Genomic DNA, 12,305 nt, shown 5'->3' with positions numbered 1-12,305 from the left:
TTCACGCATCATGCATAAGTTGCGCAATATCCTGGGACCGCTGCGCGTCCTGGACGCAGTCAATCGCGCCGGCGGCGTGGCGCGCGCGGCCCAGACCCTGCACGTCACGCCCGGCGCGGTCAGCCACCAGATCCGCGCCCTGGAGGCGGCGCTGGATACCCGCCTGTGCCGCAAGGAAGGGCGCGAGGCCGTGCTGACGCCCAGCGGCATGCAGCTGGCGTCGCGCGTGGCCGAGCTGTTCGACCGTGTGGAGGAAGCGGTGCACGAGGCGACGTCCCTGGGCCGCCCGCGCCGCGTCCGGCTGAAGGTGATCCCCAGCTTCGCGATCAAATGGCTGATGCCCCGCATGGCGGGTTTCTATGCTTCGCACGGGGATATCGACCTGGAAGTCGCGACGGTCGCCCGGGCGGACGACGTGGGGCTGGGCGACGCGGACTTCGTGGTGCGGCGCGGCCACGGCAAGTGGCCGGGCGTTCATGCGCAAGCGCTCTTCGACGACGTGCTGGCGCTGGCCTGCGCGCCGTCGCTGGCGGCGGAAATCCGCCACCCGCGCGACGTGCTGGAACACAAGCTGCTGCATTCGATGATCGCGCCGGTCAGCTGGGATGCGTGGCTGGCGCAGGCCGGATTGCCGTCGGCCGGGGCGCGGCTGGTGCCCCTGGCCAATGCGGCGCTTTGCCTGCAGGCGGCAGTGCAGGGCGCGGGCATCGCGCTGACGCAGCAGGCTTATATGCGGGATGAGCTCGCGCGCGGGATGCTGGTGCAGCCGCTGGATATCGCCTTGCGTAGCGGCGAAGGCTATTTCCTGGTGAGCGCGCCCGGCACGCTGGACATACGGCCGTGCGCCGAATTCGCGGCCTGGGTGGCGTCGGTGGCGTGAAGCCGCGCGGGCGTCCTTCGTCCCGCGTCGAAAGCCGTTGCGGCCGGCCTGCCGCGCGGCCCTATCCGATGCCGCCCGTGCCGGCGCCATGGCGCCGGCACGCCACCGCGATCAATCCAGGTGGATATTGCCCTTGCGGATGACCTCCGCCCACTTGGCGTCTTCCTTCTTCAGGTAATCCGCGAACTCGGCCGGCGTGGAACCGACCGGCTGCACACCCAGGTCGCTGAAGCGCTTCTTCACATCGTCCTCGGCCAGAGTCTGCACCAGGGCATCGCGCAGCTTGTTCGCGATCGCATCGGGTACGCCGGCCGGCAGGAACACGCCGTTCCATTCGTACACTTCGTAGCCGGGGATCACGGTCTCGGCCACGGTGGGGACGTTCGGCAGGCGCGGCGAGCGTTGCGGCGAGGAAATCGCCAGGGCGCGCAAGCGGCCGGCTTCGACCAGCGGCGAGGAAGCCGCCACCGTGCTGAACATGAAGTCCACCTGGCCGGTCATCACGTCGGTGATCGCCGGGCCGCCGCTCTTGTAGGGCACATGGACCATGTCCAGGCCCAGCTTCTGGCGGAACAATTCCGCCGCCAGGCGCTGGACCGTGCCGCTGCCGCCCGAGGCGAAATTGATCTTGCCGGGGTGGGCCTTGGCCTGCGCGATCAGGCCCTGCACATCCTTGTAGGGCGAATCGCTTTTGACGATCAGGATATTGGGTGCCAGGGACACCAGCGACAAGGGTTTCAGCGCGTCGCTGGCATACGGCATCCGGGGGAACAGATGCGGGTTGATCGAATACGGCGTGGCATCGTAGAGCATGGTGTAGCCGTCCGGCGCCGCCTTGGCGGCGTAGGCCGCGCCGATGGTGCCGCTGGCGCCCGGCCGGTTTTCGACCACGACGCTGGTCCCCAGCCTGACGGCCATTTTCTGCGCCAGCAGGCGGGCGAGCGCATCGGCCGAGCCGCCCGGCGCGTAGGAAACGACGATGGTGATCGGACGGTCGGGGAACTCCGCGTGAGCGGCCGCCGCGCCCGTCAGGGCGAGCGTGGCAGCCAGGACGCGCGCCGCGCGCCGGAAGAATGAGGGCCGAACGGCCGTTGCAACGGACATGGATGTCTCCTTCAAGTGATGGCTACGGTCCCCGCGGGAACCGGTGTTTTGCGGGCGCGCCGTCGCGTCCCGATGTGCGATGCGTGCCTGCCGTCGGAACGCATCGCCGAATGTCTGCTGCGTCTAGCGGCCGGGTCCTGCCGTTTGCAGGCGGTAAAGCGGCACGCCGGGCTGCGGCGCGTGGGCCGTGAGAATGGAACCGGAGACCGATTCCGTGCAGAAAACCGTGCGCCGGTCCGGGCCGCCGAAGGCGATGTTGGTGGTCGACATCCCCTTGGGACTGCGCCAGATCGTGATGGGCTCGGCGCGGGGATTGAGCAGCCAGACATAGCCCAGCCCGGGATTGCAGACCAGCAGGTTGCCTTCGGCGTCCACGGCCAGCCCATCCGGGCCGCTGGGCCCGTAGGAAGTAAAGAACTGGCTGACCTTGCTGACGCTGCCGTCGGCCATCAGCGGCACGCGCCAGACGCAATTGCCGCGCGTGACGGCCAGATACAGCACGCGGCCGTCCGGCGACAGGGCCACGCCGTTGGGGCTGGGCACGTTGTCCAGCAGCAGATCGAGCTGGCCGTTGGCGCGCAGGCGATACAGGCGTCCGTTCGGATCGTGCAGGCCGCTCTGGCCCTGGTCCGTGAAGTACAGATTGCCGTCGCGGTCGAATACCAGGTCGTTCACGCCCCGGAAGCGTTCGCTGTTGCGGCGCTCCAGGTACGGCGTCACGGCGCCGGTACCGACGTCCAGCAGTATCAGCCCGTTCTTGTAGTCGGTGATGAGCAGGTGGCTGGCGTCCAGGAATTTCATGCCGTTCGGCTCGCCGTCGTATTCGGCCACCAGCGTCCAGGCGCCGGCCGGATCGACGCGGAATACGCGGCCCCAGGGGATATCGGTCACATAGAGATTGCCGGCATCGTCGAAGACCGGTCCTTCCAGGAAGGAGTCCGTTATCGCGCCGCCGCGATTGGCGTCGGCCCAGGCGCTGCGCGCCGGCTTGCGGTACGTGTCGGGCATGGGGGACCAGACATCGAAGTCGACGACGGCCGGCGGGTGGATCAGGAACATCGAAGGTTCTCCTTCATTCTGGAATCGGCGTGGAATAGCGGCCTGGCGGGCAGGGCTATTCGGCCTTCAGGCCCAGTTCCTTCGCGAGGGCGCTGTATTCGTCGATCTCGTGCGCCATTTGCGCCTGGAATGCATCGCCGCAGGTATGCCGCGGCTGCATGCCCAGCGCGTCCAGGCTTTTGGCCGTGCCGGCCGCGCCGGAATAGCCCGCCGCCACCTGCTCCAGCCGGCTGCGCACGTCGGCGGGAATGCCGGCCGGCGCCAGGACGCCGTACCAGGCGTCGGCGGCGAATCCATGGACGCCCGCCTGCTCGAAAGTCGGCACGTCCGGCAACTGCGGCAGGCGCTGCGGTGCCGCCACCGCCAGCGCGGTGAGCTTGCCGGATTGCACTTGCGGCAGGACCGAACCCAGGGTCGCGAACGAGCTGTCGACCTGGCCGCCCATCAGGTCGGAGATCGCCTGCGCGGCGCCCTTGTACGGGATATGGTTCATCGAAGTGCCCGTCAGCTTCAGGAACTGCGCGGTCACGAAATGGCCGGAACTGCCGGTACCCGGCGTCGCGTAGGTATGCTTGCCCGGTTCGGCCTTCAGCCGGGCCATGAAATCGCCCAGGGTCTTCGCCGCCATGGACGGGCCGACGACCAGTACGGTGGGGCTGGCCGCGACGGCGCAGATCGGCGTGAACGAGCGCAAGGCATCGAACCTGACGCGGTTGCTGTATAGCGCGGGGATCATCGTGTGATTGGTGGCGCCGAACAGCAGCGTATAGCCGTCGGCCGGGGCCTTGGCGACGGCTTCGGCGGCCAGGATGGTGTTGGCCCCAGGCTTGTTCTCCACCACGAAGGACTGGCCGAGCGCCTGCGCGGCGTACGACGCGAATCCCCGCGCGACCACGTCGGTCGGGCCGCCGGGAGAAAAGCCGACGATGATGCGGACCGGGCGGTCCGGATACGCGGCATGCGCCGCGGCGGCCGAAGCGGCCAGGACGATGGCCGCCGCCAGGCGGGCACGGAATCGGGTCATGATGTCTCCTCGGGATCGCCGCTGGCCGGGCTCTGCATTGCCCGGTCTTTCGGGGCGGGATCCGTCTTGTCGTTGAATAGGTTTTGGTCGGGTCGTCTTCGTAAAGCGCTACACGGTCGCGATGGGCGTGGCGGGCGATCCGACGGCGCCCGGCAGCCGCAGCGGCGGCGCGGTCAGAAGGAAGCGGCTGCGGCCGTGTGTCCGCAGCCAGCGAGCCAGTGGCGTCAGCCACCATAGCTCGCCCAGATGGATGCCGTTCTTGAACAGGCAGTGCTCGTGCAAGGGCAGGCGCGGTCCGCGCAGCGGCTGGCCCGGCCCGCCGAACTTGACCGGCTGGACCAGTTCCACGGCGGGGTTGTCGGAGATCAGGCACGCCAGTCGCGTATCGACGATCCACTGCAGCAGCCGTTCGTCGTGGCCGTCCAGTCCGCTGCCGGTCGCGTGCAGGTGTGCGACGTCGGGCTTGCCGCGCATCGACACCAGCATGTCGCCGAAGCCGGTATGCAGGCAGACCATGTCGCCGGGCTCGACGACGATGCCGTCCGCGTCCATCATGCGCATCAGCGCCTCATACCCCACGGCGCGCCGCTCGCGGCCCACGTGATGTTCCAGGTCGATCAACACCGCGCGCCCCTGGGCGCCATGTTCGGCCAGGTTCTCGATGCCCAGGGCGCGTGCCCGCGGTCCGGGAAAGCGCGCCCAATCCGCCACCGCCTTGGGGTCTTCCGGCGCCGCCTGCAGGTCCTCGCCGGCACGAAAGCCGTTGTAGAAAACGGCCTCGGCGACCCCATCGCCATCGGCATCGAAACGGCTGCCCATATGCGCCAGGCTGTCCCACTGCGTGGAGTACTGCGTGTTCATTAGCAGCACGTCATCGCACACCACGTCGGTCAGCGTGGGGTCCTCGCTGGAGTAGGACCAGCAATAGCCCTGGACACCGGCGCTCTTGCCGTCGCGCAGGGTGGCATAGCGGCGCGGGGGCAGCCGGCGCGGATTCAGCGCCATGCCGCCGGGCAGATCCAGGGGCAGGGACAGGCAGAAGGTCAGTCCTTCGCGTACTTCGGCGATACCCTGCATCACCTTGGCGCGGTCCACCAGATTCATCCGGCCGCGCTGGTCATCGTCGCCGAATTCCCCCCAACTGCTGCCGGGTGGCGCGTGCTTCCATCGTTTGCCCATGGCCTTGCTCCCGTATCAATCGCGCGGCGTCGCCTGCCGCAGGACGGCCAGCGCGTTTTCCGCGGCGGCCACGCCCATCTTCACGTAGGCTTCGCGCGTGACGCCGCCGATGTGAGGACTAAGGATGATGTTGGGCTCGGTCTGGAAGGGATGGCCGGCCCGCATGGGTTCGCTGGCGAAGCTGTCCAGGCCCGCGGCCTTGATCTGGCCGTTGCGCACCGCGCGCAGGAGCGCGTCCTCGTCGATCAGTCCGCCGCGCGCGGTGTTGACGATCACCACGCCCGGCTTGCATTGCGCCAGGGTCCGTTCGTTGAGCAGGCCGCGGTTCTCTTCCGTCAGCGGGCAATGCAGCGAGATCGCATCCGACTCGCGCCAGATCGCCTCCAGGCTCACGCTTTCGATGTAGTCGGGCAGGTCGCGGGCATAGGGGTCGAAGCCGATGACCCGCATGTCCATGCTGGCCGCCATCCGCGCCACGCGGCGGCCGATGGCGCCCAGTCCGATCAGGCCCAGCGTCTTGCCGGCCAGTTCGGTGCTCTTGTGCGTGGCCTTGTCCCAGTGGCCGGCGTGCATGCGGCCGTCCAGCGCCACCACCGATTTGACGCAGGCCAGCAGCAGCGCGATGGCCTGTTCGGCGACGGCCGCCGCATTGGCGCCCGCCGCCGCGACCACCGCGATGCCGCGCGCCTGGGCGGCGGCCTTGTCTATCGTGTCGGTGCCGCTGCCGTGCTTGGAGATCACCTTCAGCGACGGCGCCGCCTGCATGGCGTCCGGGCCTACCTTGCTGTAGCGCACGATGATCGCGACCGGATCGTGCTCGCGGCACAACGCTACGACGTCTTCTTCGCTGGGGGTCTTGCCGGCGTAGACGACGTCGTACGCTTCCAGCAGTGCCAGCGCCTGCGGCGCCAGATCGGCCGCGGTGACCAGGATCGCCGGACGGCCCGATCGTTGCGCGGATGCCTGGATCACAGCGTTTCTCCTTCCTTCAGAACGCCCGCCGCGCGCAGGGCCGAGCCCAGCCACTTGGCCGCGGTGTCGCCGCCCTTGATCGCCGCGATGCGCGCGGCCTCGTCCTTGACCTTCTTGTCGGCGGCCGGCAGCAGGCCTTCGATCTTGTCGCGTTCGACCACCACCACGCCGTCGTTGTCGCCGATGATGAAGTCCCCCGGATGCACCGTCACGCCGCCCACCGTCACGGGGTGGCCGATGCGCCCGCCGATATTCTTGGTCGGTCCGTTGGGGTTGGTGCCGGCGGCGAACACCGGGTAATCCATCTCGATGATTTCAAGGCTGTCGCGCGCGGCGCCGTCCATGACCACGCCGGCCAACCCCAGTTGCTTGCAGGCGGTCATCATGATGGTGCCCATCAACGCGGAGCTCAGATCGCCCTTGCCGTCGATCACCAGCACATCGCCCGGCCGCGCCAGCGAAATCGCCGCGTGGATCATCAGGTTGTCGCCCGGCCGGACTTCCACCGTGAACGCGGCGCCGGCCAGTTTCATGGAGGGATGCAGCGGGCGGATGCGGCCGTGCAGGGCACCCCGGCGTCCGGCCACGTCGGCCAGAATGGCGGGCTGGAAGCGCGCGGCCTGCGCGACGATGTTTGCCGGAACGCGCGGGAAGTCTTTGACGATATCGGGAGTGCTCATGGTGATTCCTGTTGCATGGGATAGGGTGCGGGACCCTTGGGGTTGTGCGAGGAAGGTCAGGCCTTGATATGCGCCTCGCGAATCAGCCGGCCCCACTTCTCGTAGTCGGCGCGGCGCAGCGCGTCGAGCTGCTGCGGTGTGCCGCCGGCGAGGGTGATGCCCAGCTTGTCGGCCAGCTCGGCCACGCCGGGGCTGCGCAGGGCCTGGCCTATCGCGCCGTTCAGGCGATCGATGACCGCGGCCGGTGTGCCGGCCGGGGCGAACACGGCCTGCCACTGTTCGACGACGAAATCCTTGAACCCTTCTTCGGTCATCGTGGGCGTGTCCGGCAGGGCGGGCAGCCGTGCGGCCGAGGTCACGGCCAGCGCGCGCAAGGCGCCGCTTTTGACGTGCGGCAGCGCGGCGGCGGCCGGCGCGAACATGAACTGGACCTGTCCGCCCAGCGTGTCCTGCAGCGCGGGCGTGTCGCCCTTGTAGGGGACGTGCAGGAATTTCGCGCCGCTTTGCCGCTGCAGCAGTTCGCCCTGCATTTGCAGGATGGTGCCCGTGCCGCCGGATGCAAACGCCAGTTTCCCGGGCGCGGCCAGGGCCGCCTGGACCAGGTCCTTGACCGACGCATAGGGCTCGCGGGCGCCGACGACCAGGATGTGCGGGATGGTGCCGATGGTGATGACAGGCGCGAAGGACGCGATCGGGTCATAGGGCAGCTTGCCCATGATGTGCGGCGCGATGGCCTGCGGGCCGATGGACGTACCCAGCAGCGTGTATCCGTCGGGCGCGGCGCGCGCGACCAGCGCGGCGCCGATGGTGCCGGTGGCGCCCGGCCTGTTCTCCACGATGACGTTGGTGGCCAATAGCCCATCCAGTTGTTGGGCGATGCTGCGGCCCAATACGTCGGTGCTGCCACCCGGGGGATAGGGCACGACCCAGGTGATGGGCTTGCCGTCGGGCCATGGCGCGGCGGCGGTCGCGGTGCGGGAAATCGTGGCGGCGCTGGCGGCCAGCATCGCGCTACGGGCAAGAAAGCGCCGGCGGCTCGGCCGCGCGCAGGGGGACGGGGTTTTGTTCATGATGTCTCCCGCCTCAATCGATGTGCGCGCCGGATTCCTTGACGATCTGCCCCCAGCGGATGCGGTCGTCATGGATCAATTTGCCGAAGGCGCCGGGTGTGCTGCTGCGCACGGCGGCGCCCTGTGCCTGGAAGAGCTTGCGCGTCGACGGCGCGTCCAGCGCCTGCACCAGGGCCTTGTTCAGGGTGGCGACGACGTCGGCGGGCAGGCCGGCGGGGCCGGCCAGTCCGAACCAGGTCACCGCATCGAAGTCCTTGAAGCCGGATTCCGCGAAGGTGGGGACGTCGGGCAGGTCGTCGCTGCGCCTGGCGGACGTCACCGCCAGCGCGCGCATCGCACCGCTGCGGATGTGGCCGATCAGCGTGGGCACGGAGGACATGTACATGTCGATCTGTCCGCCGATAAGGTCCGTCGCCCCTTGCGCCGCCCCCTTGTAGGGAATGTGCGTCAGCTTGATCCCGGCGGCCTTCTGGAACATCTCGGTCGCCAGGTGGGCCACGGTGCCGTTGCCGGACGTGGCCACGTCGATCGAACCCGGCTTGGACTTGGACGCGGCTACCACATCGGCCAGGGTCCTGTAGGGCGATTTCGTGGCGACGACCAGCACCAGTGGCGCCTCCGCCACCATGCCGATCGGCGTCAGGTCCTTTTCCGGGTCGTAGGGAAGCTTGGAATACAGGGTGGGATTGATCGCCAGATTGCTGGTCTGGCCGATGACCAGCGTATAGCCGTCGGGCGCCGACTTCGCGGCCTGGTCCACGCCCAGGTTGCCGCCCGCGCCGGGGCGGTTCTCGATCACGAAGTTCCAGCCGTTCATCCTGCCCATCTCGCTGGCGACCTGGCGCGCCAGCGCGTCGGTGCCCCCGCCCGGGGGGAAGGGCACGATCAGGCGGATGGGTTTGTCGGGATAGGCCAGGGCGGCCGTGGCGTGCAAGGCGCAGGCGCCCAGGGCGAGGGCGGCGATGGCATGGCGCAGGAATCTCATCGTTGTCTCCATATGTTTTTATCGAATGCGCGCATTGTGGTCCCGTGTTCCACGCAATACAATGCCATTTCACACAACGAGACGTGTTGCGCAGAATGAACGATATGGAAGATGTTCCGGGCCCCGCGGAGGCAGACGGATCCGCCGAGGACGGTGTGGTGGCGGTGCGCCGCGCGATGCGCATCCTGGAGGCCTTCGGCGTCGACGACGCCTATCTATCGCTGGCGGAGCTCAGCCGCCGTACCGGTTGCCACCGCTCCACGGTGCTGCGGCTGGCGCGCACCCTGGCGATGGACGATTACCTGGCGCAGCGGCCGGACGGTAACTGGCGCCTGGCGCGGGCGGCGGGATGGCTGGGCGCCTGTTATCAGGCGACGTTCAATGTGCTGGAAGTGGTCCAGCCGGTGCTGCGCGAACTATCGGGGGCCACCGGCGAAAGCGCCACGTTCTATGTGCGGGAAGGCAAGCAGCGGATCTGCGTGGCGCGTGTGGAAGGCCCTCGCTCGATACGCCATCACGTACGCGTGGGCGCAGCCCTGCCGCTTGAACTGGGCAGCCCGGGGCGCGTGTTGCTGGCGTTTTCGGGCGAGCCCGGCGAACCCTACGAATCGGTGCGGCGGGCCGGCTACATGATGTCCCTCGGCGAGCGGGACCCGGAGGTCTCCAGCATCTCCGCGCCCGTCTACGGGATCAACTGGAGCCTGGTCGGCGCGATTTGTATTTCCGGTCCGTTGTCGCGCCTGACCGAGGAGGTACTGCTCGGGCACAAGGAACACATTCTGTCGGCTGCCAGCCGCCTGTCCCGGGCGATGGTCGGCGTGCGCCAGGGACAGCCGCGCTAGGCCTGTCTACGCTGGCGGAAGGTCTCTCGCACCGGACCCGGCCGGCCTGAAGGTGAGTACGCAAGCCGGCGCGCGGCCGGCTCAATAGCCGCGCAACCGGTCCACCTGGCCGAGCAGCGGTTCTCCGGCGCGCGCCCGCGCGATGTTGGCGGCGACATGGGCGGCGGCGGTCGCCGGGTGCGTCATGCTCGCGTTGTGCGGCGTGATGGCGATTTCGGGCCGCGTCCAGAATGGGTGTCCCGGCGGCAGCGGCTCGACGCGAAACACGTCCAGGGTGGCGCCCGACAGTTGGCCGGCGTCCAGGGCGGCCAGCAGGTCGGTCTCGACCAGGTGTTCGCCCCGTCCCACGTTGATCAGATACGCGCCCCGCGGCAATTTCGCGAAGGTGCCGGCGCACAGGATGTTTTCCAGTTCCGCCGTCAGCGGCAGCAGGTTCACCAGGATGTCCGTGCGGCCCAGGAACGCATCCAGCGCATCCGCGCCCGCATAGGCCGTGACGCCGGGCAGGGATTTCGGTTGGCGGCTCCAGCCCGCGACATCGAAGCCCAGGCCCTGCAAGGCGCGCGCGCAGGCACTGCCCAGTTCGCCCAGCCCCATGATGCCGACACGGCCGCCGCCCGGCTCTGGCCGCCGCCATGCCTGCTCGTGCTGGAAGGCACGCATGGCGTCCCAGCCGCGATGGCGCTGCAGGACCGCCATGCAGACGTATTGCGCCATGCCGGTTGTGAGCGATGGATCCATCATCCGCGCGACCGGCAGATGCCGCGGGACGGTGGCGTCCTTCAGGATGTGGTCCACGCCCGCGCCCAGCGAGAACACCGCGCGCAGGTTCGGAAAACTGGCGATCACGCCCGGGTCGGCGGCCCAGCTCAGCACGAACTCGACCTCTTCGACGGGACCGGTGTCCGGCCATACGCGCACGTCCACATCGGGACAGGTGCGCCGCAAGACTTCCAGCCATTGCGCCGTGGGTGCGGTTTTGCGTATCAATACCAGGCTCATGCGGCGGGCTCCTTTCATCGTACGCCGTACAGATGGCGCGCCATGCGCCGGTAGTCGGAAGCTTCGGTGCCGATGCGTTCCGCGGACCAGCCCATGGCGCGGCCCAACTCGGCCGCGCTGGCCGCGGCATCGTCCAGTCCCAGGTCCGCGTCCCATAAACGTCCACGGCGGCGCGCCAGGTAGTCTTCCAGCGTGACGACGTGTTCGTCGGCCGGTGTGCGGGGCCAGTCGGCGGGCGGTATTGCCGGCGTGCCGGCCGCCGGCAAATCCAGGCCCGCGCGCAAGGTTTGCAGCAGGTCGGCGCCGGTGCGGCGATGCGCGCCCAGCGATCCATTGCTCAGCGCATAGGCGCCCGGCAGGCCGTCCTCCGCCAGATCGTAGATGCGCCGCGACCGGTGGCCCATGGGCAGCGCGGCGTCGTAGGTCAGCGGCCGCACGCCGGCCCACGTCGAGACGATGTCGTGCCGCGCCAATGCCAGGGCGGGAAAGAGATGGTTGACTTCGCCCAGCAGGAAGTCGACGTCCGCGGCGTCGCAATAGACGTCGTCCAGGTCGCCTTCGTACAGGGTTTCCGTGGGGCCGAAAAAATGCAGGTCGCGCCACGGCATGCAATAGAAAGGGCGGTTGCGCGAGGACATCGCGGCAAAGCCCTGGCCATGGCAGGACGGCGGCAGGCGGAAGACCAGGTGGGCGCCCTTGGTGCCGGTGATCTTGCGCGGCACGGCTTGGCCGGCCAGCGCGTTCACCTGGTCCACCCAGACGCCGCCCAGGTTCAGCACGGCGCGCGCGCGCACGGTGGCCCGCGTGTCGTCGAACGCATCGCGCAGCGTTATCGTCCACAGGCCGTCCCGCACGCGCAGGGAGGTCGCCGCGGTGTAGTTGCGCACGGCCGCGCCCATGGCCTGGGCCTGCATCGCCAGGTCCACGACCGTGCGTTCGGGCCAGTCGAACTGGTATTCGGTGTAGGAGGCGATGCTGGCGATGCGTTCGGGCTGGGCCAGGAAGGGCAGGAAGGGATTGCTCGCGCGCGCCTCGGCCGCCGAGGTGCGGCGGTAATCCAGCGGCACCTTGCCGTCCGAAACCGCGCCCAGGATGCCGAAGGCCACGTCCACCATCCAGGGGGCGTAAGGGCCGTCCTTGAACAGCGGGTAGTGCATGCGCAGCGGCTTCAGGCCGGCCTTGCCCGATCGCACCAGCTCGCTGCGCACCGCCATCGAGCGCTTGATGGTCCGCACCGCGTCCAGGAAGCGGCCCGGGTGGCGCAGAAAGGTAGTGACGGGGCCGCCCGGCATCAGGTAGCGCAGGCCGCAATGCAGCAGGCGGCTGGAGCGCGCGCTGGATCCCGAACCGTAGTCCGCCTTGTCGACCAGCAGGACGCGATAGCCGGCCTGCGTGGCGGCGTGGGCGGCCGCCGCGCCATTGATGCCCGCGCCGATGATGGCGACGTCGAAATCCCGGCCTTCCAGGGTCTGTAGTGCTGGACGCATGATGGGGCGCGCGGTGGCGTG

12 protein-coding genes are annotated in these 12,305 nt (G+C 68.9%); 2 read left to right on the top strand and 10 right to left on the bottom strand.

Translation table 11 applies throughout. The features are described from left to right. Window positions 1–10: 10 nt before the first annotated feature. Window positions 11–880: a LysR substrate-binding domain-containing protein gene (locus CAL28_RS28470; protein ID WP_176464123.1), complete on the top strand. Its 870-nt coding sequence runs from the start codon at window positions 11–13 to the stop codon at window positions 878–880. Window positions 881–991: 111 nt separating this feature from the next. Here CAL28_RS28470 and CAL28_RS28465 read toward each other — a convergent pair whose 3' ends face one another. From CAL28_RS28465 to CAL28_RS28430, 8 genes are all read right to left on the bottom strand, one after another. After that, complete coding sequence (locus CAL28_RS28465; protein WP_094844332.1) at window positions 992–1,984, bottom strand: tripartite tricarboxylate transporter substrate binding protein; 993 nt, start codon at window positions 1,982–1,984, stop codon at window positions 992–994. Window positions 1,985–2,107: 123 nt separating this feature from the next. Next, complete coding sequence (locus CAL28_RS28460; protein ID WP_094844331.1) at window positions 2,108–3,043, bottom strand: SMP-30/gluconolactonase/LRE family protein; 936 nt, start codon at window positions 3,041–3,043, stop codon at window positions 2,108–2,110. Between the two features lie 55 nt (window positions 3,044–3,098). After that, window positions 3,099–4,067, bottom strand: a complete 969-nt coding sequence (locus CAL28_RS28455) for a Bug family tripartite tricarboxylate transporter substrate binding protein (protein ID WP_094844330.1) — start codon at window positions 4,065–4,067, stop codon at window positions 3,099–3,101. 108 nt (window positions 4,068–4,175) lie between these two features. After that, window positions 4,176–5,246 carry a cyclase family protein gene (locus tag CAL28_RS28450; RefSeq protein WP_094844329.1) on the bottom strand — a complete coding sequence of 357 codons (1,071 nt, stop codon included), beginning with the start codon at window positions 5,244–5,246 and terminating at the stop codon, window positions 4,176–4,178. 15 nt (window positions 5,247–5,261) lie between these two features. Further along, window positions 5,262–6,218, bottom strand: a complete 957-nt coding sequence (locus CAL28_RS28445; protein WP_254926260.1) for a hydroxyacid dehydrogenase — start codon at window positions 6,216–6,218, stop codon at window positions 5,262–5,264. After that, the gene (locus CAL28_RS28440) at window positions 6,215–6,898 is read right to left on the bottom strand and encodes an RraA family protein (RefSeq protein ID WP_176464122.1); all 684 of its coding nucleotides are present in this window, start codon (window positions 6,896–6,898) and stop codon (window positions 6,215–6,217) included. Before CAL28_RS28440 ends, CAL28_RS28445 begins: the two co-directional genes overlap by 4 nt. Window positions 6,899–6,954: 56 nt before the next feature. Beyond that, complete coding sequence (locus CAL28_RS28435; RefSeq protein WP_440588424.1) at window positions 6,955–7,968, bottom strand: Bug family tripartite tricarboxylate transporter substrate binding protein; 1,014 nt, start codon at window positions 7,966–7,968, stop codon at window positions 6,955–6,957. Between the two features lie 13 nt (window positions 7,969–7,981). Further along, window positions 7,982–8,953, bottom strand: a complete 972-nt coding sequence (locus CAL28_RS28430; RefSeq protein WP_254926259.1) for a Bug family tripartite tricarboxylate transporter substrate binding protein — start codon at window positions 8,951–8,953, stop codon at window positions 7,982–7,984. A gap of 95 nt (window positions 8,954–9,048) precedes the next feature. On the opposite strand from CAL28_RS28430, the gene CAL28_RS28425 reads away from it, so the two are divergent. Further along, window positions 9,049–9,795, top strand: coding sequence for an IclR family transcriptional regulator (locus CAL28_RS28425; protein WP_094844326.1), 747 nt, complete (start codon window positions 9,049–9,051; stop codon window positions 9,793–9,795). Between the two features lie 81 nt (window positions 9,796–9,876). Here the strand turns inward: CAL28_RS28425 and CAL28_RS28420 are convergent, their stop codons facing one another. Further along, complete coding sequence (locus CAL28_RS28420) at window positions 9,877–10,797, bottom strand: 2-hydroxyacid dehydrogenase (RefSeq protein ID WP_094844325.1); 921 nt, start codon at window positions 10,795–10,797, stop codon at window positions 9,877–9,879. A gap of 14 nt (window positions 10,798–10,811) precedes the next feature. Continuing rightward, window positions 10,812–12,284 (bottom strand): FAD-dependent oxidoreductase, encoded by a 1,473-nt coding sequence (locus tag CAL28_RS28415; protein ID WP_094844324.1) that lies wholly within the window; start codon window positions 12,282–12,284, stop codon window positions 10,812–10,814. Window positions 12,285–12,305 lie beyond the last annotated feature (21 nt).

Source organism: Bordetella genomosp. 11 (assembly GCF_002261215.1).
Lineage (GTDB): Bacteria > Pseudomonadota > Gammaproteobacteria > Burkholderiales > Burkholderiaceae_B > Bordetella_C.
The sequence above is the reverse complement of the archived record's forward strand: the minus strand, read 5'-3'. Positions and strand labels throughout refer to the sequence as shown.

Bases quoted from the DNA above. Each gene is read 5' to 3' on its own strand.
- CAL28_RS28455 (WP_094844330.1), bottom strand. From the start codon at position 4,067: ATGACCCGATTCCGTGCCCGCCTGGCGGCGGCCATCGTCCTGGCCGCT.
- CAL28_RS28460 (WP_094844331.1), bottom strand. From the start codon at position 3,043: ATGTTCCTGATCCACCCGCCGGCCGTCGTCGACTTCGATGTCTGGTCC.
- CAL28_RS28420 (WP_094844325.1), bottom strand. From the start codon at position 10,797: ATGAGCCTGGTATTGATACGCAAAACCGCACCCACGGCGCAATGGCTG.
- CAL28_RS28440 (WP_176464122.1), bottom strand. From the start codon at position 6,898: ATGAGCACTCCCGATATCGTCAAAGACTTCCCGCGCGTTCCGGCAAAC.
- CAL28_RS28425 (WP_094844326.1), top strand. From the start codon at position 9,049: ATGAACGATATGGAAGATGTTCCGGGCCCCGCGGAGGCAGACGGATCC.
- CAL28_RS28435 (WP_440588424.1), bottom strand. From the start codon at position 7,968: ATGAACAAAACCCCGTCCCCCTGCGCGCGGCCGAGCCGCCGGCGCTTT.
- CAL28_RS28465 (WP_094844332.1), bottom strand. From the start codon at position 1,984: ATGTCCGTTGCAACGGCCGTTCGGCCCTCATTCTTCCGGCGCGCGGCG.
- CAL28_RS28415 (WP_094844324.1), bottom strand. From the start codon at position 12,284: ATGCGTCCAGCACTACAGACCCTGGAAGGCCGGGATTTCGACGTCGCC.
- CAL28_RS28430 (WP_254926259.1), bottom strand. From the start codon at position 8,953: ATGAGATTCCTGCGCCATGCCATCGCCGCCCTCGCCCTGGGCGCCTGC.
- CAL28_RS28450 (WP_094844329.1), bottom strand. From the start codon at position 5,246: ATGGGCAAACGATGGAAGCACGCGCCACCCGGCAGCAGTTGGGGGGAA.
- CAL28_RS28470 (WP_176464123.1), top strand. From the start codon at position 11: ATGCATAAGTTGCGCAATATCCTGGGACCGCTGCGCGTCCTGGACGCA.